At 55.5% G+C, this 25,576-nt stretch carries 22 protein-coding genes and 6 pseudogenes; 16 read left to right on the plus strand and 12 right to left on the minus strand.

Annotated features, from left to right (window positions below):
• Positions 1–97 precede the first annotated feature (97 nt).
• Positions 98–1,057, plus strand: a complete 960-nt coding sequence (locus tag AC1Z24_RS16275; RefSeq protein WP_483741741.1) for a GlxA family transcriptional regulator — start codon at positions 98–100, stop codon at positions 1,055–1,057.
• Here the strand turns inward: AC1Z24_RS16275 and AC1Z24_RS16280 are convergent, their stop codons facing one another.
• Positions 1,058–1,627, minus strand: coding sequence for a TetR/AcrR family transcriptional regulator (locus tag AC1Z24_RS16280; RefSeq protein ID WP_483741742.1), 570 nt, complete (start codon positions 1,625–1,627; stop codon positions 1,058–1,060).
• A 189-nt stretch (positions 1,628–1,816) separates the two neighbouring features.
• Between AC1Z24_RS16280 and AC1Z24_RS16285 the strand changes: the two genes are divergently transcribed.
• Complete coding sequence (locus AC1Z24_RS16285) at positions 1,817–2,473, plus strand: glutathione S-transferase (RefSeq protein WP_483746641.1); 657 nt, start codon at positions 1,817–1,819, stop codon at positions 2,471–2,473.
• Between the two features lie 251 nt (positions 2,474–2,724).
• On the opposite strand, the gene AC1Z24_RS16290 is transcribed toward AC1Z24_RS16285, so the two are convergent.
• The gene (locus tag AC1Z24_RS16290; protein ID WP_483741743.1) at positions 2,725–3,660 is read right to left on the minus strand and encodes a LysR family transcriptional regulator; all 936 of its coding nucleotides are present in this window, start codon (positions 3,658–3,660) and stop codon (positions 2,725–2,727) included.
• 109 nt (positions 3,661–3,769) lie between these two features.
• On the opposite strand from AC1Z24_RS16290, the gene AC1Z24_RS16295 reads away from it, so the two are divergent.
• Positions 3,770–4,495: an SDR family oxidoreductase gene (locus AC1Z24_RS16295; protein ID WP_483741744.1), complete on the plus strand. Its 726-nt coding sequence runs from the start codon at positions 3,770–3,772 to the stop codon at positions 4,493–4,495.
• Positions 4,496–4,747: 252 nt separating this feature from the next.
• Here the strand turns inward: AC1Z24_RS16295 and AC1Z24_RS16300 are convergent, their stop codons facing one another.
• Together AC1Z24_RS16300 and AC1Z24_RS16305 are read right to left on the minus strand one after the other, a co-directional pair.
• A complete protein-coding gene (locus AC1Z24_RS16300; RefSeq protein ID WP_483741745.1) occupies positions 4,748–5,803 on the minus strand; it encodes an amidase in 1,056 nt (351 codons plus the stop codon).
• 299 nt (positions 5,804–6,102) lie between these two features.
• Complete coding sequence (locus AC1Z24_RS16305; RefSeq protein WP_483746642.1) at positions 6,103–6,411, minus strand: hypothetical protein; 309 nt, start codon at positions 6,409–6,411, stop codon at positions 6,103–6,105.
• A gap of 160 nt (positions 6,412–6,571) precedes the next feature.
• Here AC1Z24_RS16305 and AC1Z24_RS16310 point away from each other — a divergent pair, with 160 nt between their 5' ends.
• Positions 6,572–8,641: a hybrid sensor histidine kinase/response regulator gene (locus AC1Z24_RS16310; protein WP_483741746.1), complete on the plus strand. Its 2,070-nt coding sequence runs from the start codon at positions 6,572–6,574 to the stop codon at positions 8,639–8,641.
• A gap of 76 nt (positions 8,642–8,717) precedes the next feature.
• A pseudogene (locus AC1Z24_RS16315) lies at positions 8,718–9,107 on the plus strand (hypothetical protein); the annotation flags it as partial.
• Between the two features lie 126 nt (positions 9,108–9,233).
• Here the strand turns inward: AC1Z24_RS16315 and AC1Z24_RS16320 are convergent.
• The 3 genes and pseudogenes from AC1Z24_RS16320 to AC1Z24_RS16330 all read right to left on the minus strand — a co-directional run.
• Positions 9,234–9,911: pseudogene (locus tag AC1Z24_RS16320) on the minus strand (SDR family oxidoreductase); the annotation flags it as partial.
• A pseudogene (locus tag AC1Z24_RS16325) lies at positions 9,910–11,037 on the minus strand (DNA polymerase ligase N-terminal domain-containing protein); the annotation flags it as partial. The pseudogenes AC1Z24_RS16320 and AC1Z24_RS16325, both read right to left, overlap by 2 nt.
• Before the next feature lie 71 nt (positions 11,038–11,108).
• Positions 11,109–11,384, minus strand: coding sequence for a CHASE3 domain-containing protein (locus tag AC1Z24_RS16330; protein ID WP_483741747.1), 276 nt, complete (start codon positions 11,382–11,384; stop codon positions 11,109–11,111).
• A 216-nt stretch (positions 11,385–11,600) separates the two neighbouring features.
• On the opposite strand from AC1Z24_RS16330, the gene AC1Z24_RS16335 reads away from it, so the two are divergent.
• From AC1Z24_RS16335 to AC1Z24_RS16345, 3 genes are all read left to right on the plus strand, one after another.
• On the plus strand, positions 11,601–12,500 hold the full coding sequence (locus AC1Z24_RS16335; protein ID WP_483741748.1) for an SDR family oxidoreductase: 900 nt from the start codon (positions 11,601–11,603) through the stop codon (positions 12,498–12,500).
• Between the two features lie 116 nt (positions 12,501–12,616).
• The gene (locus tag AC1Z24_RS16340; RefSeq protein WP_483741749.1) at positions 12,617–13,048 is read left to right on the plus strand and encodes a low affinity iron permease family protein; all 432 of its coding nucleotides are present in this window, start codon (positions 12,617–12,619) and stop codon (positions 13,046–13,048) included.
• Between the two features lie 272 nt (positions 13,049–13,320).
• On the plus strand, positions 13,321–13,545 hold the full coding sequence (locus tag AC1Z24_RS16345; RefSeq protein WP_483741750.1) for a DUF6555 family protein: 225 nt from the start codon (positions 13,321–13,323) through the stop codon (positions 13,543–13,545).
• A gap of 59 nt (positions 13,546–13,604) precedes the next feature.
• Here the strand turns inward: AC1Z24_RS16345 and AC1Z24_RS16350 are convergent.
• Positions 13,605–13,870: pseudogene (locus AC1Z24_RS16350) on the minus strand (hypothetical protein).
• 344 nt (positions 13,871–14,214) lie between these two features.
• On the opposite strand from AC1Z24_RS16350, the gene AC1Z24_RS16355 reads away from it, so the two are divergent.
• From AC1Z24_RS16355 to AC1Z24_RS16365, 3 genes are all read left to right on the plus strand, one after another.
• The gene (locus tag AC1Z24_RS16355; RefSeq protein ID WP_483741751.1) at positions 14,215–15,312 is read left to right on the plus strand and encodes a catalase family protein; all 1,098 of its coding nucleotides are present in this window, start codon (positions 14,215–14,217) and stop codon (positions 15,310–15,312) included.
• A 53-nt stretch (positions 15,313–15,365) separates the two neighbouring features.
• Positions 15,366–17,759, plus strand: coding sequence for a membrane-bound PQQ-dependent dehydrogenase, glucose/quinate/shikimate family (locus AC1Z24_RS16360; RefSeq protein WP_483741752.1), 2,394 nt, complete (start codon positions 15,366–15,368; stop codon positions 17,757–17,759).
• Positions 17,760–17,974: 215 nt separating this feature from the next.
• Entirely contained in the window at positions 17,975–19,114 is a 1,140-nt protein-coding gene (locus tag AC1Z24_RS16365; RefSeq protein WP_483741753.1) for a glutathione-independent formaldehyde dehydrogenase, read from the plus strand.
• A 244-nt stretch (positions 19,115–19,358) separates the two neighbouring features.
• On the opposite strand, the gene AC1Z24_RS16370 is transcribed toward AC1Z24_RS16365, so the two are convergent.
• The 3 genes and pseudogenes from AC1Z24_RS16370 to istA form a co-directional block, all read right to left on the minus strand.
• Positions 19,359–20,492: a sensor histidine kinase gene (locus AC1Z24_RS16370; RefSeq protein ID WP_483741754.1), complete on the minus strand. Its 1,134-nt coding sequence runs from the start codon at positions 20,490–20,492 to the stop codon at positions 19,359–19,361.
• A 274-nt stretch (positions 20,493–20,766) separates the two neighbouring features.
• Positions 20,767–20,937, minus strand: a pseudogene (locus tag AC1Z24_RS16375) (ATP-binding protein); the annotation flags it as partial.
• Positions 20,938–20,957: 20 nt separating this feature from the next.
• Positions 20,958–22,472, minus strand: a complete 1,515-nt coding sequence (gene istA, locus AC1Z24_RS16380) for an IS21 family transposase (RefSeq protein WP_483741755.1) — start codon at positions 22,470–22,472, stop codon at positions 20,958–20,960.
• Positions 22,473–22,646: 174 nt separating this feature from the next.
• Between istA and AC1Z24_RS16385 the strand changes: the two are divergent.
• The 4 genes and pseudogenes from AC1Z24_RS16385 to AC1Z24_RS16400 all read left to right on the plus strand — a co-directional run.
• A pseudogene (locus AC1Z24_RS16385) lies at positions 22,647–22,778 on the plus strand (ArsB/NhaD family transporter); the annotation flags it as partial.
• Between the two features lie 9 nt (positions 22,779–22,787).
• Complete coding sequence (locus AC1Z24_RS16390; protein ID WP_483741756.1) at positions 22,788–23,258, plus strand: arsenate reductase ArsC; 471 nt, start codon at positions 22,788–22,790, stop codon at positions 23,256–23,258.
• Positions 23,258–23,992: an arsenical resistance protein ArsH gene (gene arsH / locus AC1Z24_RS16395; protein WP_483741757.1), complete on the plus strand. Its 735-nt coding sequence runs from the start codon at positions 23,258–23,260 to the stop codon at positions 23,990–23,992. The genes AC1Z24_RS16390 and arsH overlap by 1 nt, the downstream gene beginning before the upstream one ends.
• 19 nt (positions 23,993–24,011) lie before the next feature.
• Complete coding sequence (locus AC1Z24_RS16400) at positions 24,012–24,563, plus strand: arsinothricin resistance N-acetyltransferase ArsN1 family B (protein WP_483741758.1); 552 nt, start codon at positions 24,012–24,014, stop codon at positions 24,561–24,563.
• Positions 24,564–24,620: 57 nt separating this feature from the next.
• On the opposite strand, the gene AC1Z24_RS16405 is transcribed toward AC1Z24_RS16400, so the two are convergent.
• Entirely contained in the window at positions 24,621–24,974 is a 354-nt protein-coding gene (locus tag AC1Z24_RS16405; RefSeq protein WP_483746643.1) for an antitoxin Xre/MbcA/ParS toxin-binding domain-containing protein, read from the minus strand.
• 40 nt (positions 24,975–25,014) lie between these two features.
• On the opposite strand from AC1Z24_RS16405, the gene AC1Z24_RS16410 reads away from it, so the two are divergent.
• On the plus strand, positions 25,015–25,428 hold the full coding sequence (locus tag AC1Z24_RS16410; RefSeq protein WP_483741759.1) for an SDR family NAD(P)-dependent oxidoreductase: 414 nt from the start codon (positions 25,015–25,017) through the stop codon (positions 25,426–25,428).
• Positions 25,429–25,576: the final 148 nt, after the last annotated feature.

Consider the following 25,576-nt stretch of genomic DNA (forward strand, 5'->3'; position numbering starts at 1 on the left):
TAGCGACCTCGTTCATGCCCAGAATTACAGGAGGCATTGCCAGCCGGCGCTATGGCGTCGACAATTAGATTCGCTTTCGTTACCTTGGGGATTCGTAATGCACAGCGTTGCGCTGGTAGTTTATCCAAACTTTCAATCGCTTAGCCTTTCCATGGGTTCTGTGTTCGAATGCGCCAATCTGCTCAGAGGCGAGCAGGTCTACGACTTTCATTTGGTTTCTGCCGAAGGAGGTGCCGTCATGTCTTCCCAAGGCTTTTCCGTTGTCAGCCTGCCGATGAGGAGCGAGGGATACGACACCATCATCGTCAGCGGTTTTATGGAACTTGACACTCCTGAGAATGAGCTCATCCAGCTAGTGCAGACCGCGTCCAGCCAATCGCGGCGTGTCGTCTCGCTGTGCGTGGGCGCTTTCGTGCTCGCGCAAGCGGGATTGCTTGACGGGAAGCGCGCGACCACCCATTGGCTACACGCTCCGGCATTCAAGCAGCGATATCCCCACATCCAACTGGAAGAGGATCGGTTATACGTAGCAGACGGCCAGATTTGGACAGGAGCGGGAATGAGTGCCGGAATAGATCTAGCATTGGCGCTGGTTGAGAACGATTTGGGTGTGGAACTTGCCAGGCAAATCGCTAGGAAGCTAGTGATCTACCAGCGTCGGGGAAGCGAGCAGTCACAGCTTTCTGCCCTGCTTGAACTTGACCCCAAATCGGATCGGGTGCAACTGGCCATGGCGTACGCTCGTGAGAACCTGACTGATGATCTTTCGGTGGAAGCCTTGGCAGCAGTTGCTCGTCTCAGCCCTCGCCAATTTAGTCGCGTGTTCCGTGATGAAACTGGTCAGACGCCAGCAAAAGCTATTGAAAGCCTGCGAGTCGAAGCTGCTCGCGTCATGATGGAAACAAGCCGCCACCCCGTCGAAGTCGTCGCGAGGGAAACCGGATTTGGAGATCGAGAACGGATGCGTCAAGCATTTCTGCGCGCTTTCGGAAGCCCCCCCCAAGCGATGCAGAAGGTCTTATTCAAGGCGGCCACTGGCCACGGCCCAGATGCGTGATCAAGAGGGGGATGGGATCAGTCCGGATTCCTTATAGCTTGCTATCAGATCATCGAATTGGTGAATGTCCGCGCGCGTTCGCGCAATAAGTTGCGCGCCGGCGACGGCCGTGTAGATCGCACGTGCCCGTCGCTCGCGGGAATACACATCCCCCCATTCAGCGTCTTCCAACACTTGGATCAACCACGCCACGTTTATGTCCGCAAATGCCCTGACTTCAGCCGTAACCTCTTCAGGCAGATCTTCGTATTCGGCCGCCATGAAGCTGGAAAGGCAAAGTCGGTTAGCATTTTCCAGCGACTTCCGAAAGATTGATGGAAACAGCTGCAAGCATTCCCACGGATCAGAATGAGTCGTCCGGATTTGTGACAGCGCAGCCGATGTGTCTTCCCAGTAACGGCGAGCGACCGCGGAGCCCAAGGCCGCTTTGCTAGGGAAATGGTAATAGATACTCGCGTTCTTGATGCCGACTTCATCTGCGATGCTTCTGAAATTGATCCCACTATAGCCGTGTAGCTGCGCAGCGGATTTCGCCGCTTTCAGGATGGCTTCTCGCGCATTCTCGCTCATCTTGTACCTCTCTCTGATTTCTCACCTGTGGGATAGGCCCATCCTACGCCAGTGCGGGCAAACTGCCAATTGACAGGTAGGTGTTGACAAAGGGATTTTCTCAACGCAATATAAAACTACCAACTGACAGACAGGTAACTAGCTATGACTATCGCATCTCAACAAGCTGACGTTTCATCCATCCCACAGATGAAAATCTACGACTGGTTCGACGGCCCCTATCCAGCTCGGGTGCGCATCGCACTGGCCGAAAAAGGGCTGCTGCCAAAGATTGATTTCGTATCAGTGAATCTTTGGACGGGCGAACACAAAGAGCCTGAGTTTCTGGCAATCAACTATTCAGGAACGCTTCCTGTGCTTGAACTTGCCGACGGGACGTTGATCGCAGAGTGCACCGCGATCACGCAGTACCTGGACACTCTGGATGGCAATCCGTCACTCACCGGAGAGACGCCGTTGGAGAAGGGGCTCATCCACATGATGACCAAGCGCGCAGAGATCGAGTTTCTTGATGCGGTGAGCGTTTACTTCCACCATGCCACGCCTGGCTTGGGGCCGAAGGTCGAGCTTTATCAAAACGCTGAGTGGGGCGCAAAAATGGGCGAGAAGGCCGTGCGCGGTATGCGCTATTTCGACAACCTTCTAAAATCTCGGCCGTTTGTAGCTGGCGATAAATTTTCCATGGCCGATATTGCGGTCTTGGGCGGGATGATCTTCGCATCACTGGTGAAGCTTGCGGTTCCAGAAGAATGCGTTGCTCTCAAAGCATGGCACGCGAAAATGCAGGAGCGTCCGAGCGTTCAAACTTGGCGCGCACTGGTAGAGCAGGGGGCACCTAAGAGCTAACGAGTCAGGGATAGTGCATCCACCATAGCGCTCATGGTGGATGTCACTCATCCTACTATCCAATTGACCATGGCGGTCAGGGGCGTCTCCCACAGTGGTGAGCACGCCCCTTTTGCTTTTGTTGCCGGCCCCTCAAAGGAAGCCGTGCGACCGTGTCTGCTATCCCTCCCTCGCACTGGTCTCGCGCCGCGCGATGGTCATCATAGTAATGGCTTGAGTGATCGAGGGCAGAGCTAAGCGAACCGCGGCGATCATTCAGTTTCTTGCCCAATGAAATCAACGAATGCCCGTAATGGAGCGGACATGAATCTACTGGAAAAATAGAGCCACGGCCCCTCAAAGGTGTCCCACCATTCATTCAGAACTGGCTGGAGATCACCCTTTTGGAAATGTGGATGCAGCCAGTTCTCGAAGGTTGCGATTATGCCTTTGCCACCTCGCGCCAGATCAATAGCGGCTGAAACCCCGTCCACTCCAATGACCAATCTACCAGGGGGATCGATGCTTAGAGTTTCCCCACCGTTCACAAAATCCCAGCTGACCATTGCTCCGCTGGAATAGCGTAGACGGATGCAATCATGATTCATCAACTCACTTGGATGTGAGGGGATGCCGCGAGACGTTAGATAGGACGGGGCGGCAGCCAAGGCAAGTTGCTGCAACCTTGGCCCTATGGGAACGGCGATGGTGTCTTGCGCAAGGTGTTCCCCATAGCGTATCCCGGCGTCGCAGCCTGCTGCGGTGACGTCTACAAGGCGATCTTCGACCATTATCTCTATCCGAACTTCTGGATAGCGTGCGAGAAAGCGATCAATGAGTGGCGGTAGAATGTCTACCATGACCGCGCCTGTCACGTTCAACTTCAACACGCCTCGCACGTCTTGAAGTGAACTGGCGACATCTGCGAACACCGCTCTCATTTCTCCGAGAAGCGGAGCCATTCGCTCTGCCAGCTCAAGCCCTGCCGCAGTTGGGACAACGCTTCGAGTAGTACGGATGAGCAGGGGAACACCCAAGCCCGATTCCAGCGCAGAGATCCGTTCGCTCACGGTTGATGGCGACAAGCCAAGTCGCTTGGCTGCCGTGCGAAATCCTTTTTCGTGGAAAACCGCAAGAAAAATCGATAGGTCATCCATAGAGCATTGATCAATATTGTTCGCCATAGCGATCAGGCTATTCGGATTCAAGCGGGTTATCAATCATCCGCACGCGCGATACAAAGAGTGCGTACAGGCTATGCGCTCCAGTCGAGCGTGTTGCTGATAGGCCTAAACGTATAGCCAATGGAGTTCTGCAATGAGCCAAAAAAACGTTCTTATCACCGGTGCGAACAAGAGTATAGGGTTCGAAACCGCCCGTGAAATGGGCATGCTGGGTTATCGAGTTTGGCTAGGTAGCCGCGACGAAAGTCTGGGTACGCTTTCCGTATCCCGACTGTTGGCCGACGGTATAGATGCCCGCTTGGTCATCCTGGATGTGCGCGACATCGATAGCATTAGGGCGGCGTCTGAACGGGTTTTGGAGGAAGACGGCAAGCTGGACGTCCTTATTAACAATGCGGGCATATCAGGCGCTCAACCCATCGCACCCAGTGAGCAAGACATTGGCGACATCCAGAATGTTTACGACACCAACGTGTTTGGGCCAATCCGGGTTACTCAAGCCTTCCTTCCTCTTCTAAAAGCAGCGCAAAATCCCTCTGTGGTGATGGTGAGTAGCGGGTTAGGTTCGCTTACCTGGACTTCTGATTCATCACATCCGTACTCTCGGGTCGATGCGATGGGTTACAACAGTTCAAAATCTGCGTTGAATGCGGTAACCATTGCATTTTCCAAAGAGTTCGCTGCTTTCGGTATCCGCGTGAACGCCGTTGACCCAGGCTATACCGCCACCGATTTTAATGGGCATTCGGGCTACCGGACAGTGGCCCAGGCAGCTTCGGGTATCGTGTGGCTAGCCTGTCTTGATTCATCAGCCATCACTGGGAAATTCTTTTTTGACCAAGAAAGTGCACCGTGGTGATTGAAACCTCTCGCTAGGGCCGACGTACGGGAAAGATCACTTGAATCAAGCGCTCTCTAATATCCACCATCATCGCTAATGATCGAGCTCGGTAAGTGAGCTGACCGGACGCTCACCGGCTTTCCGAATGTTGAGTAACGGTATTAGGTAGGCGGCCCCGATCGGGCCGCCTACAGCGGTTTCTAGATTTCGGGTTGAGCCTCGCCAGGTAGCGATTGCTCAATGGCCGGTGCGCTGTTTCCGGAGAGTCTTCTACAGCGAAGGGTGCAGGTTACTTACTTGGCTGACTCCTTCCAAGAGTGCCGCTACTTGCAAAATCGTCGACTCTGCATGCCAGGCCCCGACTATCTGCACGTTAATTGGCAGTCCATCATTGCTGGTGCCAAACCTCATTGAGATGCCAGGCAACCCGGCCACATTGAGCGGAACTGTCGCGCCTTGCAGGTAGGTCGCATCGACCGTCTGGCCGTCGATGACGAACGTCTCGACACCGTGCTTATGAGCTGGAATCGGCAGCACGTGAGTGATCAGGGCGTCGTAGCGCGAGAAGTACTCAGCGTAACCATCGCGGATACGTTCCGCAGCTTGCTCAGCTTCGATGAAATCCTGCATAGAAGTGTCAGGTAGAGAGAGCATGGTTTTTGCCATCTTGTAGATCTCATCATCGCGGCGACCAGCAGTCGCTTTTTTGAACGCCGGTTTCATCTCCATGACATGTAGGCGGTTGAATACGTCCAGTGCAAAGTCCCGCTCCAGCGCAGGAATGCCGACGTGTTCGACAACGACGCCGATGGCTTTAAGCGCTTCTGCTGCTGCTTTAACTGTCGCCGCGACTTGCGGGTCGACCGGGCCGTAGCCAGGGCCCACCATCCAACCTACACGCAGAGGGCGGGCTAATTGAGTGTCGATAGCTAAATCCGCCGAGGTGGCACTGCTGGAAAAGGCATCGAGACCATCCGGGCCGGTCAATTGAGAAAACGCTAGTGCAATATCACGAACTGAACGAGCCATCGGCCCGACATGCCAGAAGCGGCGGGGCGCTCGCGGCCAGATACCCGTCATGGGAACGCTACCGTGGGTAGCTTTCATCGAAGTAATGCCAGTTTGAGCCGCTGGGCCACGTATCGAAATTGCCAGGTCGGTGCCTAATCCGATGGGCGACATGCCTGCGGCAATGGCAGCAGATTCACCACCGCTTGAGCCGCCTGGTGTGCGTTCCACATTCCAGGGATTATTCGAACGGCCGCTCAGCAAGTTGTCGCTTTCAATCCAATACGAGAACTCTGGAAGGTTAGTTTTAGCCAGCAAAATCGAGGGAGTCGAAGCGCTTCAGAAGGCTTTGAATCCGGGTGGTCAGTTGGTTCCTAGTGATCCGACGGTTTTTGTGTCATTAAGAGCACTTATGAGGGAACATCTGTACGTTGTGTTGCAGTGGCACCTTATCAGCGTTTCTCGCGCTTCAGGGGCTGTGATTGACGGGCACTTTGCCGGTGACCTTGGGCTATAATGTAGCCCTTAAACTGAGTCCTTAGCCGTCGCTCCGAGTGATAGCCAGAATTTGTAGTCGTTAGGTCGTTAGCCGGTCGGGGGTTTTTCCAGCTAAAGGATCAGAGGCCTCGGTACCAATCTGCATAGGGCGTGTCGATCACCTTGCGCTGGTTCAGATCCGGAGCGCCGTCCTCCCACCAGACTGGGCCTCGCTCACCAAGCGCTACCTTGGCAGCGTGAACACTCGCCCTGGCCACCTTTAGCTCACCTAGATCACCTGAAGCCTTTGCCGCTTTAACTGCCCGACGCGCAGCCATAAGGTCATTCACCAAACGCTGGCGTTCCTCTTCGTTCAGCGACGGATTAGTGCAGCGCCACAGCTGTACTTTGACAACAAAATAGCGTCCGTCAGGAGTAGTGGGATTGATGGGATGCGATGCCCCCTGTGTGATAGCGTAGCGTAATAAAGCCCTCGAACTGCCCGCTTGTAACTGTCTGCCACCACCCATTTTTTGAAGGCATTTACTCAATGCCTTGGCTCGGTACGGAAATGTCTGGGCCGTATACAAGGAATCACCGAGGTACTGCATGGATCCTTTCAGCCCTGAGGTCTTAACTCAAACAGTTGAGTCTTTATCAAAACCCCAATCCAATGCATCCCCTGCGGACGTAGCAGAGCGCTTGCAATTGGCGTTGGATGCGGGTGCGATCATCGGCACCTGGGTGTGGGACATTCCTAGTGATTCTGTCACAGCCGACGAGCGGTTCTCACGGTCGTTCGGTCTGTCGGCGGAACGATGCAAAGCAGGGATACCGATCGCCGAAGCGTTTTCGTCTATTCATCCTGACGATGTTGACCGTGTAGCCGAAGATATTAGAGAGGCGATGATGCGCGGTGGGCCTTTCCGTTGCGAATACCGCGTGCGTCATGACGACGGAGCCTACAGGTGGGTTGAGGCAAACGGGCGGGCCGAGCTGGACGCTAATGGTGAGGCAATTCGTTTTCCCGGCGTACTCATGGATATCGAGTCTCGGCGGGCTGCTGAGGCGGAGCGGGACAGAATGTCTGCGCTGCTACGAACGTTTACTGCCGCCGTACCCGGCGTGGTTTATGCCAAGGATTTGGAAGGCAGGATGTTAGTAGCCAACCATGGCACGACGGAACTGATCGGAAGGCCGCCGGAGTTCTACCTAGGCAAAACAGATTTAGAATTCCTGGAGGACAAGGATCAAGCGCGTCGGATAATGGAGACTGATCAAAGCATTATGCGCAGCGGAAAAGCCATGCAGATCGAAGAGCGGGTCGATATGCCCGACGGTTCGGCAACCATATGGCTATCGGCCAAGGCTCCTTTGTTGAACGACGCCGGCGAGGTCATTGGTCTGATTGGCTCTTCAATAGATGTTACTGCGCGCAAGCAAGCTGAAACGGCGCTTCTGGAGCTTAATCGCACGTTAGAAGCTCGCATCAGTGAAGCGGTGGCTGAGCGTGAGGTTGCGCAGGCTGCGCTCCGACAATCACAAAAGATGGAGGCGATTGGGCAACTCACTGGGGGCATCGCTCATGACTTCAATAATCTGCTTACCGGAATTACGGGCAGCCTGGATCTGATCAAAATGCGGCTCAACCAAAGCCGCATTGAGGATGTAGAGCGCTACGTCTCGGTAGCCTATGGTGCAGCACTCAGGGCCGCAGCCTTGACTCACCGATTACTCGCGTTTTCACGCCGGCAAACGCTCCTTCCTGAACATACCGATGTTCATGTCCTTATTGCCGATATGGAGGAGCTCATTCGTCGAACGGTAGGGCCCTCTATAGAGTTGCACGTCGATCTGGCAGCGGCATCAAGTACATGTCTCGTCGATCCTGCACAGGTAGAAAACTCCCTGCTCAACCTGTGCATCAACTCCCGCGACGCGTTGACGGAGGGAGGAAGAATTTCGATCAAGACTTACAACCAGATGCTGGAGCAAGGGCCCGAGCTCGACGCGGAACTGGCTCCCGGAGCCTATCTGACTATCTGCGTTGGCGATGATGGCGCTGGAATGAGTCCAGAAATCCTTTCCAAGGCATTCGAACCCTTTTTCACCACCAAGCCGGTAGGTGCAGGAACAGGACTGGGCTTGTCTATGGTCTATGGCTTTGCAAAACAATCTGGCGGGCAGATCAAGATTGACTCAGAAAAAGGGAGCGGAACTCGCGTCTATCTGCAGTTACCCCTTCATACCGATCAGATTGATGCTCTCGTTCAAACTGAGGTAAAAATTGAAGCAGATTTTATTTCGTCGGGCGAGACGGTGCTAGTTGTCGATGACGAGCCGTCAGTCCGGATGTTTGTTAGTGAGACGCTCGGTGGCCTCGGCTATAGGGTCATCGAAGCCGCCGACGGGCTGGCGGGGCTTTCGCTTCTCCAATCCGATACACCCATTGACCTGCTCGTCACCGACATAGGCCTTCCTGGCGGAATAGATGGGCGTCGTATGACTGATGCAGCTCGTAAATGCAGGTCTAGCTTGCCCGTATTGTTTATGACCGGGTACGCCGAGCCGGCGATCGTGGGAGCTCAACTGCTGGATTCTTCGACCGCGATTATCACTAAACCCTTTGCATTGGATGTATTGACTTCGAATGTGAACGCACTGCTGGGCAAGACTTGAAAGAGACCTGAGCGCAATCTTCCCATCACTCTCTGCATTTGAAGCGTTACCTCGGCCACCTTCAGTTTGCGGTTTAGCTGACGCTGTGGACTTGTTGAGGGTCGACAGTTGGAAGCGGTAGGGCGATAGAGTTCGTGATCATTACACGGGCCTGTACCAATTCAGCGAGGGCCACCGTCACATACATGGGGCAAACCTGGGTGTGAGTGCACAGGCCTATCGACGCGCCGGTGGATTTCGACCGCTCGCGAGTCACGAGGATGTCCAATTGGTGACCGACCTCGAAAGCACGGGCGCGCACATTGTTTGGACAGCGAGTAACCCGGTAGTGACAAGCGCTAGAGCCGATTTCAGATGCCGGGAAGGGTTCGGTGGGTATTTATCGAATCTGGCCATTTCATTGTGTGCGACGCAGGAGGTCGTAACAACAAACAGCCACATCGATTTGCCGATCCTTGAGTCATGATAGGTAGAGGGCATGGGTCGAAGTAATGCCACAGAAAAGGAAACCGGCATGGCGCTTTTGCCCACCGGTTACCTATTCCTTGCCAGTCAATCACAGCGATGGGCGCGCGCTCCGTAGCCCACAGATCTACTTTTTGCCGCTACGCAAGATCGCGTAGGCACACCCGGCAATCAATAGGCCAGAGGCCACTGTCAGCAGTCCCGGAGTGTTGATCTTTCTTTCTCGCCACCCGCCTTCCACGCTACGTCGGCCACTGGGTGGTTCGAACAAATTGCCAGAGGATATCGCTGATGCAGGGCTCTGGCTTATAGCCCGGCGGGTGAGCCAGCCCATAAGTTGGGTCAGCCCTGGCACAAGGAAATGCGATACTCGGGCGACACGTGCAGCGCCTCCGACGGTAGTGGTCGCGCGCGGTGTTATCGCACACTCTACGATGGCCTTTGCGACCAGGTGGGGATCATAGATGGGCGATGGAGGTTTGAGAGCGTGACCGGTGTAGTTGCCACCGTCTCGAAAGCCAGGAGTGTCCATGACACTTGGATAGATATCGCAAACCTGGATATTGGGAAATTCGGTCAGTTCCCCTCGTAAAGCTTCGGTAAACCCACGTAAACCAAACTTGCTTGCGGAGTAAGCTGCGGCGTAGGGCTGAGCTACCCAACTGCCCAACGACAAGGTGTTTATGAGCGCTCCGCGTTGCTGAGCTTTGAAGTAGGGCAAAGCGAAGAACGCACCTCTGACATACCCAAGCAAATCCGTCTGAATGACCTGTTCGTGAGCATCCAGCGGGGTGGCCTCGAAGCTCGCCGAAGTCTTCGGAGAATCGCAGGATGTCATCTTCACTACGTTCAAGAACCGTCGACAATGCAGCGCGCCGCTGTTCAAGAGCGACCTCCCGAAGATCCATGCCGTTGAGGTATGGCATGTCGAAGAGGTAGTAAACGATGTTCCCGTTGCGGTCGGCCTCGAAAGCATTCTGCAGTGCCTGGAAGTCCGGCACACCCTTGTCGTTGGCGACCACCATTTCACCATCCAGCCAAGCTGATTCGAGCGCCAGGCTGGCAATGGCTTCAGCCTGACGAGGCAGTTTGTGCGTCCAGTCGTGGCCATTGCGGGTGAACAGCCTCACTGAACCGTTATCGACACGCGCCATGACCCGATAGCCATCGAATTTGATCTCGTAGCGCCATTCGCCTGCGGGAGCCGACTCCACCAAAGTTGCCAGTTCCGGTTTGATGATGTCCGGTAACTCCGATGCCAAGGCGCCGATGAGCTGAGTGTTGCGTGCTTTCTTGGTGGGGGCGGGCACCTTTTCCACTGGTTTGGGTGTGGCCGCTTTTCCTTTAGGTTTTTTCGCAACGATTGCTCTGTCGCTGAGCACGCTGCCGGGCATTTCTTTGACGATGTCGTATTCGGTTTCGGAACGCGCGGATTTATCCTCGTGCTTGATCAGAAACCACTGTTCCTGCTTGCCCGGGATATGGGTTTTCACCAGATTCCAGATGCCGCTTAGCTTCTCACCCTGCAATTCGAATTTGAGACGACCCTTGGCGTATGCCTCGGCAGGATCGGTCAAGGGCTTCCAGATTCCGCGATCCCAGACGATGACATCGCCGGCGCCATAATGGCCTTCCGGGATGCTTCCCTCAAAGGTCGCATAATCAATGGGGTGATCCTCAACATGAACGGCGAGACGTTTGGTTCTGGGGTCTAGAGAGGGGCCTTTGGGTACGGCCCAGCTTTTGAGCGTTCCATCGAGCTCAAGGCGAAAATCGTAGTGGAGGCGGGTGGCATCATGTTTTTGAATGCAAAATTTTAATGCACCTGAGTCGCTTGAGTTTTGCTTGGTGGCACGTTTGCTCGTTGCTCCAGACGGCTCGGGGGTCGCATTGAAATCACGTTTGCGGTTGTACTCCCCTAGTGCCTCAATGGAATGCGGTGCTGATTTCGCTGAAGCCTTTACGCCGGTCTTGGTAGCCTTCGCGGATTTTTTACTCCCGCTCACGAGCTGAATCCAGACGGGAGCATGATCACTCGCATGCTCCTCGCCACGTAGCCGCGCAAGCCACTTTCCATGTCCACGGCGAGTTTCTGCGTTTCATAGGCCGTGTTGATCACCTTGTCCGAGTGTTCAACCCAAGAGATCTCGTCCAGCAGGTAGGAAATAAGCGAGACGAACAGGACGGCGCTGAAGATCCCTGTAACCACGGGAAAGGTGATGTTGCGCTTTAAGATTTTTCGAAAGCTTTTCTCATCGACAGCGGTTGAGAGACTCATTTCTGCTTCCCGAGCGGTTTCAAAATTTGCGCAATTTTATACAAAACAACAGCGAGCAGGGTGATGGATTTTTCACCTGCAAGACCTGCACTAGAGGCCCGCAAGTTCGATTGGCGATTAAAAAGACTGAACGTTCCTGTGCTCGGTCGCCTCCCACTTAAGACTTCATCGCGCAGACGCGCTGTGCACTTTCAATCTTGGGCAGGGGTACTAATCATGACGACTGAAAATCAATACTCGATGCAGAATCCGCTCACTCAATACCCGCAGCCGAAATTTGCGAAACAGCCGCAGAACCCGCCTGGAACGGTGCATGAGTTGCAGCCGGCAGCTGACCATGGCGAGACCAGCTACAAAGGTTTTGGCCGCATGCAGGGTCGTAAGGCGCTCATCACTGGGGCCGACTCCGGTATAGGCCGGGCCGCCGCCATCGCCTACGCGAGGGAAGGCGCGGACGTTGCGCTCAACTATCTGCCTTCAGAGGAAGCGGATGCCAAAGAAGTGGTCGCGCTGATCGAAGCGGAAGGGCGCAAAGCGATATGCATCCCTGGCGATATCACCAGTGAGGCCTTTTGCAAAGAATTGATCAGCAAGGCAGTCGAAGGGCTGGGAGGTCTGGATGTGCTGGTCAATGTGGCCGGCAAACAGACAGCCCAACAAAATATCGCTGATATCACCACTGAACAGTTCGACGCGACCTTCAAGACCAACGTTTATGCGCTGTTCTGGCTTTGCAAGGCGGCGCTGCCGCATCTTGCGCCCGGCGCAACCATTATCAATACCGCCTCGATCCAGGCTTACCAGCCTTCGGCAATGCTGCTTGATTATGCACCGACTAAATCGGCCATCGTTGCCTTCACCAAGGCCTTGGCCAAGCAGGTAATCAGTAAGGGGATTCGGGTAAACGCAGTGGCGCCTGGGCCTTTCTGGACGCCGTTGCAACCGAGCGGTGGTCAGCCTCAGGAAAACATTCCGGATTTTGGTTCAGAGGTACCCATGGGGCGGCCAGGTCAGCCCGCCGAGTGCGCGCCGATTTATGTGCTGCTCGCCAACCAGGAGTCCAGCTACATCACTGGTGAGGTGTTTGGTGTTACGGGTGGCAACCCGTTGCCCTAGGGAATGAGCGAAGGTCGAATGGCACGACCTTATGTGAAAAAAATTTCAGAATGTGACTAGAAATTTCATGGTGGCGCTGCTGTCCATTTTATACCCACTTGAACAGAGCGCCTGCCATGACATTTTCCAAGTTTGCTCACACCCTGTCGAGATGGGCAGGGAGCCCGCGCACCTTTTTAACGGCCATTTTCCTCATTGCGCTGTGGGCTGCGACGGGGCCAATTTTTCACTATAACGACACCTGGCAGCTACTGATCAACACCTCGACCACCATCATCACGTTCCTCATGGTGTTCCTCGTACAAAACACTCAGAACCGGGACACCGACGAATTACACATCAAAATCAACGAGCTTTTGCGGGTGACGAATGAGGCGCAGAACGCTTTGCTTAACCTGGATAAGCTCGACCAGAAAGAGCTGAAGCTGCTGCGCCAGAAGTATCAGGCCATGGGTGATTGCGGTGAAGTGGATGAAGCTCAATTTGCAACTCCCGCCACGAACGAGCCTTCACCGGTTATGAGCCCTGTGCGAGCAACGAACGAATGATAGGCATCCATGTAGTCCACTCAATGACGTCCCACTGGTAGTAGCCAGTAGTTCACTCGTGGGTAGTATTCATTTGGATTGCATATGTTTATAAATAAACCCCTGTGAGTGTTTTTGGCCGGTTGCCGTGAATTGGTTTGTTCTGTTCTATGTGTCGCTATTCACCACACCACGCTTCACCCAGGACTAAGCGCTCGGATATCGCAAGAAAGGAATTTTTTCTTACGCCTGGAATCTTTGGCTTAGAGACCTATCTGGCCAAGGAGAAAAAAATGGCAAACGATCAACACTTCAGGATCGATTACTTGCTGCACGGCGCATACAAGACCTTCTATCTACGTGCCCCCACCATGAGTAATGCCGATGCTTGGAATTGGGCTGCCATCGACGCGGGCGTTGCTCAATTGCCCAGGTATCGGACAAACGTCATCACCAAGCTCAGCAAGCCCCAGGCCGAAATGCACGGCATTGCGAATGTCCAGTGGAGCAAAGCCTGACTCCTGACTGGGGCTCGCGGATTCTGCTGAGTAATCTGCGAGCCTTTGGGGTAGCAAGATCAATCACCAGCGGGCTTTGTCCCGTTGAGGGTTTTCTTGAAACCCCTCAGGTTCATACCGCATAAGCAGATTTCGAGGGCGATCAATGCATAGGCATGGGCGGGTATTCCCCATACCACCCAGAGGATATTGCTGAGGATGAAGCACCAGAACCCGGTCATCCGCGGCTTCGCCGCTGAGACCCAATCAGCCAGGCCGCAAGGATGGTGACCAGCATCGCCGGCCATTGCACCCAATCCATATCGATCAAAATTCCATCCCCCATCCTCGCCCCATTCATTGTGCGGTGAGCTCAGGCCGCACTCGGAAAAGAGATCTCAAGGCCCAAATTAAATTCAAAAAAACGCTCCTGAGTCGCTAGTCGTCCAAGCGTGGTTTTGTTTTATCTGGGGGATCTGCTGGTTCACAAACCTGGGGCGGTGGAGGTCGTGGGACGAGCCCCTTGGACTTGCCAACGCCGCCTGTCGTCTGGCTACTAAGGCGTTTTGAACGTCCTCAATTCGAGGAGGGTCATCTTCACAGATCCCCTCGATATAAGAGTACTCAGTGCCGTATTGAGGTGGGTGTGTGTTCCGCAACTGCCGACCGTATTACGTGGAGATACCTCTGATGAACGACCTTCCGCAGACCCGCCTTGCGGTTACGCCGCTGCGCTTTGATCCCGCCTTTGAGCAAATACCTGACGATGAGGCTCAGACCAGCAAAGAGCTGGCCGATACGCCTCGCTCCATTATGGAAACTACGTTCAACGACAGCGGCCACGCAAATCGTAGCGTTCATGCCAAAGCGCACGGACTGCTGAGCGGGCAGGTCACGGTATTGGACAATCTACCTGCCGAATTGAGACAGGGAGCCTTTTCCAAGCGGGCCACGATGCCGGTCTTTCTGCGGTTTTCTACAAACCCCGGCGACATACTGGACGACAAGGTTTCTACCCCGCGAGGGCTGGCCATCAAGATCGTTGGTGTCGATGGGCCGCGTTTGCCGGGTAGTGAAGGCGACGTGACCCAGGACTTTGTGATGCAGAATGCCAAGGCTTTCACTTCGGCCACACCCAAGGCGTTTTTGACGACCCTCAAGCTACTGGCGAAGACCACCGACAAGGCCCCAGGGTTTAAGAAAGCTCTTTCAGCGGTGCTCAGGGGCGTGGAGTCGACGATCGAGTCCATGGGCGGGGAGAGTGGCACTCTGAAAAGCCTGGGCGGACACCCGCAGACTCACATTCTGGGTGAGAGCTTCTCCACGGTCGTGCCGATTTTATACGGGCCCTATTACGCCAAGCTGGCAATGGTGCCTGTTTCAGCCTCTCTCACCGCATTGACCGATCTGCATGTGGACTTTGCCGACAACCCTGATGGTCTGCGCGCGGCAGTCACCGAATACTTCGTTCAACATGGCGGTACCTGGGAGCTTCGTATCCAGTTGGCTATCGATCTCGACAAAATGCCCATCGAAGATGCATCAGTGCAGTGGTCTGAAGAGCTCAGCCCCTACGTGACTGTCGCTCGTATCGATGTCGACGCGCAGCCGGCATGGGACGCTGAAAAGGTCAGAGAAATTGATGACGCAATGGCCTTCAGTCCTTGGCATGGCCTACAAGCACATAGGCCTCTGGGTGGAGTCATGCGCGTGCGTAAACCCTCTTACGAAATGTCCTCCGATTTTCGTGCACGGCATAACGGATGTCCGATTCACGAGCCGCGTTAAGACAAAAGTTGCTGCGCATTTGATCAGGAGTTAACAGGGGATTTGGGGGCAGCATGAAATTATTCAATCGAGCTACACCAGCACTGTCGGGGGCGCTGGTTGCGTTGTCGGGCTTGTTTTTTGTAATGGGTGGTGGCTGGCTGGTGGTGCTGCATGGCACAACCTACTACCTGATCGCGGGGGTGGGCGTGATGTTGACCGGGCTGGGTCTGATCAAGGGCCGTCGTTGGGCCTTATGGTTATACGGGGTGGTCTGGCTCGGTACTGTTGTCTGGGCCTTGAGTGAGAGCGGTTTCAATGTATGGGCATTGGAGCCCAGGCTCCTGTTGCCGACATTGCTTGGACTCTATTTGCTACTCCCTCGCATCCGCCGTCGTCTGAGCCCGTCGGGCGTTGTTTCTCCGATTGGCAACTTCGTCGTTCCCGTTTTGTGGGTGCTGCTGATCGCCGGCCTGTTCTTCGCACACCCCTATCCCGATGCGAAGGCACCTGCAGCGCTCACACCCATTGCCTCGCAGGCTGGGGATTCAGGAAATGATTGGAAATATTACGGTAGAACTCCCAAAGGCGAACGATGGTCACCTTTGACTCAAATCAACCCGGCCAATGTCGGCGATCTTAAACCTGCCTGGGAATACCGGACAGGTGATCTGGCGCGGTCTGGCGAAAATAAAAACGGCTATGAATTCAATTTCGAAGTGACGCCGATCAAGGTCGGCGACACCCTTTATATCTGCACGCCGCACAGCCAGGTCATCGCGCTTGATGCTGTAACTGGCACCGAACGCTGGAAATTTGATCCAAAGCCTGAAACCAGCAACAACGCCTATCTGGCTTGTCGCGGCGTGGCCTTTTACCAGGCACCTGCAGGTACCGAGTGTGCGCAACGGATCATCGCGCCGGTAGCCGATGCACGACTGGTTGCACTGGATGCTACTACCGGCAAGCCTTGCACCGGCTTTGGCGAGCAGGGCTTCGTGTCGCTTCGGCAATATCTGGGCGATGTTCCGAAGGGCTTCCATTTCGTCACCTCGCCACCGCTGGTTGTTGGAGATCGAGTGATACTGGGCGGCTGGATCTACGATGGGCAAAAGACCAATGAACCCTCAGGCGCTGTGCGAGCGTTCGACCCAATCACCGGGCAGATCGCATGGGCATGGGACGTAGGTCGGCCTGGAAGCCCTGTCGCTCATCCGGCTGCGGATGAGAACTTTACCCCAGGCACCCCGAATGCCTGGGGTGTTTACACCGCTGACGTCGAGCGTGGTTTGGTCTATCTGCCGACGGGGAACGCGGTACCTGACTACTACGGCGCCAAACGCCGTCCTTTCGATGAGAAATATTCGAGCTCGGTGGTGGCGTTGAACATTGAAACAGGCGAACCGCGCTGGTCTTTCCAGACGTTGCACCATGATCTGTGGGACATGGATGTGCCTATCGGGCCTACCCTGGTCGATCTGCCCGACGCTGACGGCAAGACTATTCCAGCACTGGTGCAGACGACCAAACGCGGCGAACTGTTTCTACTTAATCGTGAGACCGGCAAGCCTATCGCCCAGGTGGCAGAAAAGCCGGCGCCCCAAGGTGGCTTGCCTGGGGATCCTCCTGCCGCCACACAACCTTATTCAGTCGGTATGCCATCCTTCGCCCCTGAGCCGATCAAGGAGCAGGACACCTGGGGCGTTACGCCGCTGGATCAGATGTTGTGCAGGATCGAATTCAATCGGTTGGACTACAAAGGCGCCTTCACGCCGTTTTCTCTGGATAAGAAAACGCTTGTGTACCCGGCATTCGACGGGGTCATTGATTGGCACGGCGCCTCTGTTGATCCGGAGCGGCAGCGGCTTTACGCCAATCTGAGCTATATCCCCTTCGTCGCCGAAACCATGAAGCGAGAAGACGCCGAGGCCAAGGGTTTGGTTGAGCCTTGGGATGGAAAAGGGCAACCGCCAAGACCCAAGAAGTTCGCAATCAATCCCCAGTATGGGACGCCTTATGTGGTCAAGGTCGATCCATGGTTAGGCATCCTTGGGGCACCCTGCAAGGCGCCGCCATGGGGGCAGCTGGCGGCTGTGGATCTGCGCACTCGTTCCTTGGTCTGGCAGCACGATGTCGGAACGACTCGGGATATGGGGCCCTTGGGTTTGCACGCTAATCTGCCGTTTCCGACTGGGATATTCAACATCGGCGGCAACGTCACTACCCGCTCCGGCCTGATATTCATGGGCGCGACGGCGGATGACTATCTGCGTGCGTTCAATGCCCAGGACGGTAAGGAAATCTGGCGTACTCGGTTGCCTGCGGGCGGGCAGGCTACGCCGATGACTTTTCTGGGCAAGGACGGAAGGCAGTATGTCGTGATCGCCGCCGGGGGGCATGGTGGTTTGCAGACTCGTTCTGGCGATTATGTCGAAGCGTTTGCGCTGCCAGCCCAAGGGCATCTCTGAGGGGGTAGTCAGACCTTTCTCGAAAAGTTCGCCGCTGTCCTGAAAGCACAGCGGCGATTCACCGTAGCAGAGCGCCAAATTTGACGCTGCAAAAATGTTAGAGGAAAACCGTTCGTCTGCAGAAAGCTCGATTTTTCGATCAGATGATCCTCTGCGATGACAGATATCTCGTAAGCAGAAGAACCCTTAATTTCTTCTCTGAACGGGAGACCATCATGAAAGCTATCGTCTATAACGGCCCGCGTGACGTCAGTGTGCAAAACGTCCCGGATGCTCGAATCGAAAAGCCTACCGATGCATTGGTTCGCGTCACCACTACTAATATCTGTGGCTCCGACCTGCACATGTATGAAGGGCGAACATCGATGGAGACCGGCAGGGTCTTCGGCCATGAGAACCTTGGCGAGGTCATTGCCGTAGGTGCAGGTGTCGATCGCATCAAGGTGGGCGACCGTGTTTGTCTGCCATTCAACATTGGCTGCGGTTTCTGCGAAAATTGCGAGAAGGGCCTGACAGGCTTCTGTCTGACAGCTAATCCGGGGAGCGCTGGCGCTGCTTACGGATTCGCGGACATGGGGCCTTACCAGGGCGGCCAGGCCGAGTTGCTGCGCGTGCCTTACGCAGACTTCAATTGCCTGGTGCTGCCAGAGGACGCCGCAGAGCGCGAGGACGACTATGTCATGCTCTCCGACATCTTCCCGACGGGCTGGCATGCAACGGAACTGGCCGGTCTGTTGCCCGGCGAAAGCATCGCTATCTATGGCGCGGGCCCCGTAGGGCTAATGGCTGCACACTCAGCCATGATCAAAGGCGCATCACAGGTCTTTGTGGTCGACAATCACCCCGACCGCTTGCGACTTGCCAAGCAGATGGGCGCGACGCCTATCAACTCCCTGGAACAAGAAGCCGTGGAGCAGATCCTGAACTTTACCCACGGTAAAGGCACTGATCGCGGCTGCGAATGCGTGGGCTATCAGTGTTGCGATAAGCATGGCCACGAGGCCAACCATGTGACCATGAATAACCTGGTAGCCTCGACCAAGGCCACAGGCGGAATTGGGGCGGTAGGTGTATTCGTGCCGCAGGATCCGGGCGCGACGAGCGATCTGGCGAAGCAAGGCAAGATGGCTTTTGACTTCGGCGCCTTCTGGTTCAAGGGGCAGCAGATTCGTACCGGGCAAGCCAATGTCAAAGCCTACAACCGCAGGCTTGCCGAGCTGATTCATCATGGGCGGGCCACCCCCTCGCAGATTATCTCTCACCGTCTGAAACTGGCTGATGGGCCTGATGCCTACAAGCACTTCGACGCCCGCGACGATGGCTGGACGAAGGTCATTCTGAAACCAGCTGCCTGATTCATCCCGGGTGGGCTTCCTATTGCGGGGATAGAGGGAGCCATCCGGCGATCTGATAATCAGTTGAACAGGTAAAGGCTGACTTTAACTAATCGATTGTGCCTGGGCACGTTCAAGCTGGCGGTGCAGAGTCTCACCTGCAAGGTATGGCTCTGCACAACAGTTCTGCAACAGGTGTTACCACCGCTTCGATTCTCACCGATATTAGGCACAGACGCGCGCGGGGCACTGTCTTTTTGCTGCTTCAGTCTCGTGGGTGCATCGCACAGCTGAATCGTACTTCACATCTGACGCCGGGCCGAGCATCAAAAAATACCAGTTCGGCATCGAGCTGACGGCAGAGGGAGGCAATAATTTTCATGCCTAAAGACTTGCTTTTATGGGCGTCAAAGCCAAGAGGGAAACCTCGACCTTGATCTGCCACAGATAGCACGAACTGATGATTTTCCTGATGAAAAGATATATTCACGCCGCCCGGCGAAGACGGCATGTATGCGTACTTCATCGCGTTGGTGAGTAGCTCATTCACCAGCAAGGCTAGAGGGATCGCCTTGTCCAGGTGCAACGAAACCGACTCCAATTCCAGCTGAAAAGTTACTTCTTGGGTCGCTGTCGCCTGGATGCCCTCAATGACTTGGGAGAGGTACAGTTCAGCGTCAACAGATCCCATTTCATCGGCTTGGTATAATCTCTCATGCACTGCCGCGATACTCATGATCCGGCGGGAGGTGTCGAGGAGAACGGTACGCGCCTCAGGATCGTGCACTCGTCGCAGTTGCAGCTGTATCAGGCCAACTATTAGCTGCAAATTGTTTTTTGTTCTGTGATTAACCTCTTTTAACAGCATCTCCTTTTGTTCCAACAGCTGGTTTTTCTGCTTGATCGACCGACGTAACTCCAGTTGCGCCATCACCTGATTCGCCAAGGTTTTGAGTGCCGCTTGCTGATGCTTGCTCAGTACCTTGGGCGATCGATCCAGAATGCACAATGTGCCTATCCCATGACCTTCTGGAGTTTCCAGGAGGCAGCCGGCGTAGAAGCGAAGGCCGGCATCTGCGGTCACCAAAGGGTTTGCGCACATCCTGGGGTCATTGCGCAGGTCGGAAATGATCGTGAGCCCCGGTTGTAGCAAGACGTGCCGGCAAATCGAAACATCCAATGGTGTTTCCCTGATTCCTAACCCAATTTCAGCCTTGAACCATTGACGATGGTTCTCGACGAGATTGACCACCGAGATAGGGACTTCGCAAATCTGGGCCGCCAACTCAACAAGTTCGTCAAATTCTGACTCGCGTGGCGTGTCGAGGATCTCATAGCTGCGCAGCGCATCAAGACGCTCAGTAGAGTCAATTGGATCCGGGTAGATCGACGCGAGCATTTAGGGATTTCCGATGATGGCCCACTGGTGTGTACCGGAGGTCATGAGCAACGCCAGTCCTTGGCGAGTGGCAGACAGCGGCGCGGAACCGTTGCCTACTCGATGGACGCGCTTCTCTGACCAGCAAAACTCCGTCAAGTTATGCCGCGGTGAAAATTTTCAAGTCTGAGTGCCGAAAATTTTCAATTTCGATGCTTTTCGAAAAACAGCCATTGCTACGAAGCTCGAATCTGGTTCGTTACTGAAGATCGGTTGTGCGCATTCCACGCCATCCGGCCAGGCGTGCATCTTCGCGCTCGGTCAGCTCGCGGTCGACCATCAGGCCGAGGCGTTCGTCGAAGCTGAGATCGTTGATGTCAGGCGTTGCGTGTTGTTCGCCAAGCGCCTTGATCATGCCGTGCAGGCGCAGGGTTTGTAGCTTGTCGAGTGTCGGATTTGGCAGCATGTTCGTGCTCCTTTTTCAGGTCAGTGGTAGTAGCCGGGGCCACGCAGGTTGATGTGCTCGTCGGGCAGTAACGGCAGGTTTTGCTGGGCCAGCGGTAGCCGTTCCAGTCCTTGGCGCAGTATCGATTCGAGGCTTTTGTAGCTACATGCACCCAGTGCCAGCGCACGCTGGCAAGCGGCTTCCAGCCGCTCTTCGCCGTGCTGTTTGCTCAGGCGCAGGATGCCCAGGCAGGCGCGGAAGCCGTGCTGCGAATGGATTCGGCGTTCGAGGATGTAGGCGATAACGCCAGCGGTGTTCGGCCCTGTCTGCTCGGCCCAGCGGATCAGCCGTTGCGGCGTCCACTCGGCATGTTCGCGGTGGCTCTTGGGCATGTGCTCGATCTGGGTGGTGTGGCGGCCTTTATGTGGCGAGCGCAGATGGCTGGCCACACGTTGGTTGGCGTGGAAGCACTCGACGGTCTGCGCGGTCAGGCGTACTTCGAGTTGGTGTTTCACCAGTTGGTATGGCACGGAGTAAAAATGGCCGTCGACTTCGACGTGGTAGTCGATGTGCACCCGTACCTTTTTCCACTCGGCGTAGATGTAAGGGTGTTCCGGCAGCGCTTGCAGCGCCGGTTGGTCGATGCTCTCGAAGGCTGACCGGCGTGAGCCGGGCAGTTTCTTGAAGGGCTTCTGATTGAGGCGATCCAGCAGCAGCGCGATGGCTGTGTTGAGTTCGCCCAACGAGAAGAACTGGCGGTTGCGCAGCACCGCCAGGATCCACCGCTCGACCACTTGCACGCCGACTTCGACCTTGGATTTGTCCTTGGGTTTGCGCGAGCGAGCGGGCAGCACGGCCACGCCGTAATGCTCGGCCAGATCGCGGTAACTGGGGTTGATGTCGGGCTCGTAGCGATGTGCCTTGGTCACGCCGCTGCGCAGATTATCCGGCACCAGGATCTGTGCGGTGCCGCCGAAAAAAGCAAAACAGCGGGCGTGTGAGCCCAGCCAGTCGGGCAGTTTCTGCGACCAGGTGGCTTCGGCGAAGGTGTAGCTGGAGGCGCCGAGGACGGCGACGAAAATCTGGGCCTGGCGGATCTCTGCGGTTCGCCGGTCGATGATCGGCACGGTCTGACCCGCGTAATCGACGAACAGTTTTTCGCCGGCGTGATGCTCCTGGCGCATGACCACGTCGACCTTGGCCGCCCAGAGGCGGTAGTGCTCGCAGAACCAGCTGTATTGGAAGCCTTGCGGATGGGTGAGCCGATACTCTTGCCAAAGCAGGGCCAGGGTTACGCCGGGGCGGCGTAGCTCGGCGTGGACATGAACCCAGTCCGGTACCGGACGTTCATCACTGGGGACAGCGGGCGGCGGCGGAAAAAGATGCCGTTGCAACTCGGCGTCAGTCAGCGCAGACGGCCAGGTAAGACCGCTGGCAGCAAAGCGATTGAGGTACTCACCGACGCTAGCTCGACCTACTTGCAAGCTGATAGCGACCTGGCGGGCAGATAGGCCGACCTCGAATTTGAGACGTAGCACTTCTCGAATCTTACGCATGGATAACCGCTCCACGACGACCTCTCTGCTTCGATAAAAGAGGTCGATGGTAGTGAATTAATCCTGCGTTGCTGCCTGCCTTAAGGGTGGCCGGATGACCGTGGAATGGGTGGCCGGATCATCGTGGAATCAGTGGCCGGATGTTCATGGAATAGGTGGCCGGATGGCTGTGGAATCCGCATGCTGGCGCAGAAAAATATCCGTATCACCTGGGGCTACTACTTCAAAGTCGGCAGCATCCTCACCCTTCCTATTTTGCTTCTAACGCTGGTGGCACTGGCGTTGCGGCTGAGCATCCCTGTCTAGGAGAAACCCATGAAAGTACTATTTATGTGTACGGCAAACAGCTGCCGGAGCGTTCTCTCGGAGGGGGTGTTTAACCATTTGGCCCCGAACGGCTTTACTGCCGTCAGTTCAGGTAGTTTCCCTAGTGGACAGCTAAATCCCCGCGCCGTGAGCACGCTGCAAGCGCTGGGCATCGATACCTCCGACCTCTACAGCAAAGGTTCAGAAGTGTTCTCTGATTCGCCGCCAGATGTTGTGATCACTGTGTGTGACAAGGCTGGAGGCGAACCATGCCCGGTCTATTTTGGGCCAGCTATCAAAAGCCACTGGGGCCTCGCCGATCCTTCTGATGTGGAAGGATCAGATAACGACGTACAGGCAGCATTTGACGCGACAGTCGTCCAGATCAAAGAACGTTTCGCAGCATTCTTCAGTCTGGATCATTCGACGCTTACACCGCAGGAACTGAAGCGCGAGCTAGATCGAATAGGTGAACTGTAATGGACGAATTTTCCTCGGAAAGCAGTCTGGATTTACCTAATCTGGATCAGTCGCTAATCGACGTCGCCACACTGGATCGCCTGCAAGGCAACGAGAAACCGACGCACAAGCCGCGCATGTTGTTGCTGTATGGCTCAACCCGTGAGCGCTCTTTCAGCAGGCTACTGACCCAGGAGGCCGCGCGCATCCTGACTCTAATGGGAGCCGAGGCCGTGATCTTTGATCCCTCAGGTCTGCCTCTCCCTGATGACGCTGCGGAAGACCATCCAAAGGTTAAAGAGCTGCGGGATCTGGTTCTGTGGTCAGAGGGACAGGTGTCGTGTTCGCCAGAGCGTCACGGTGCAATGTCTGCTGTATTCAAAGCCCAGATCGACTGGATTCCTCTCACGATGGGCGCCGTCCGGCCTAGCCAGGGCAAGACGCTGGCGGTCATGCAGGTCTGCGGTGGATCACAGTCGTTCAACACGGTGAACCAGCTGCGGATCCTCGGGCGATGGATGCGGATGATCACCATCCCAAACCAGTCGTCAGTACCCAAAGCCTTCCTGGAGTTCGACGACGCAGGGCGTATGAAGCCATCTGCCTACTACGACCGTGTTGTGGACGTGATGGAGGAACTGATGAAGTTCACGCTGATGGTTCGGGGCCGGGAAACGTATCTGGTAGACCGCTACTCGGAGCGCAAGGAAAGCGCCGAGGCACTCTCGAAACGAGTCAATCAAAGATCGATTTGAGCGACCAAGGGGATAGAGGATGAGCAATACCACAGTAAGGATTGCGCAGATTGCGGACGCTCAAGCCATCCAGGCAATTTACGCACCGATGGTTGAGCATACGGCGATTTCGTTTGAGCTTGAGCCGCCCACAGTCGAAGAGATGGCCAAGCGGATTGGGTCGACTTTGCCGACTTACCCGTATCTGGTAGCGGAGCGAGACGGCCAGGTCATCGGCTATGCATATGCCAGTCAGCACCGGGCTCGTGAGGCCTATCGCTGGTCGGTCGACGTCACCGTTTATATATCGCCAGAAGCGCACCGTAGCGGGGTCGGCCGGGCACTGTATGACGTGTTGCTGCCGACATTGAAAAGGCAAGGCTTTCACGCAGCCTATGCCGGGATAGCGCTGCCTAACGATGGCAGCGTGGGGTTGCACGAAGCACTTGGCTTCGCTCACATCGGTACTTATCCCGAGGTGGGATTCAAGCATGGTGCATGGCATGACGTCGGGTATTGGCGCATTGCGCTGGATGTAACGAATCCGCCAAAACCGCCCGTGCCTTTCAGTGAGATCAGTCCGCAGGTCTAGGCTGGAACACGCCTTCTTATTGGGCCCAGACCAGAAGAATTAAATGTGCCTGGTACCTCAAAAAACGAAACCCTCTGCGAGCTGAATTAACATCTCTTCAACCTGAGAAGCACCTTCGGTTGTGGTGAGCATCGAAAGCGGGCTTTTACCCGAGAAGCGATCTTTGGGCTTGGAAAGCCATTGCATCGCCTTTTCGTCGCTACCAAAAATGGACTCAGCCATTGCCGTAATGTGTGCAAAACGGTACAGGCGGTCGCTCTGATGTGGGGTTAGCGGTTTGCCAAGCTCCAGGCCGGATGTAAGAGTTTCAACGGGGATAATTTGGTCGCGATCTGCTGGTCTCAATTTGACAGCGTCGCAGAAGCTCTTGGCTGTGCTTACGGGAAAGCCCGAGTCAATCAGCTTACGAATGTCCTGACCAGACGCAGAGGAGCATTACGGCACTATCGATGTGCTGCATTACAACGCTTCTAACCTACGCAAATCAGACATCGCAGCACAGCCAACCGATACTTTCGTGCCAGACCTCGCTGTGAACATCGGCGGCGCGCTGGCGGCGACCCAAGCAATCTTGCCAGTAATGGCCAACCGAGCTGCAGGCACCATCCTTCATACAGGTGGCGGTTTCGCGCTGTACCCAAGTCCTAACTTTCTGTCTTTGAGCATTGGTAAGGCCGGCATCCGAGCACTGGTGTTAGCCTTGTTTGAATCGGCAAAAGCTCAAGGCGTCCACATCGGGACGGTGACTGTTGCCGCGAACGTTGTACCCGATTCTAAAGAGGCTGACGCGGTCGCGGAGCATTTCTGGAAGCTTCATAGCCAACCCGTCGGTGCATGGGAGGCGGAAGCAAACTACTCCGGCTGAGTGGCTCGGCATCGCTGAGCTGGAATCGAGGCATAGGAGGAGGGTAGTGATGTATCCGCGCCCCCTTTGAAGTCCCCCCGTTGATCCAGCACCCTGCGCGTCCAGGCAAGCGGAGCGCGCAGGCGTGAGGATGGACGCCCGCAGGGCC

The organism is Pseudomonas sp. JL23 (assembly GCF_056933585.1).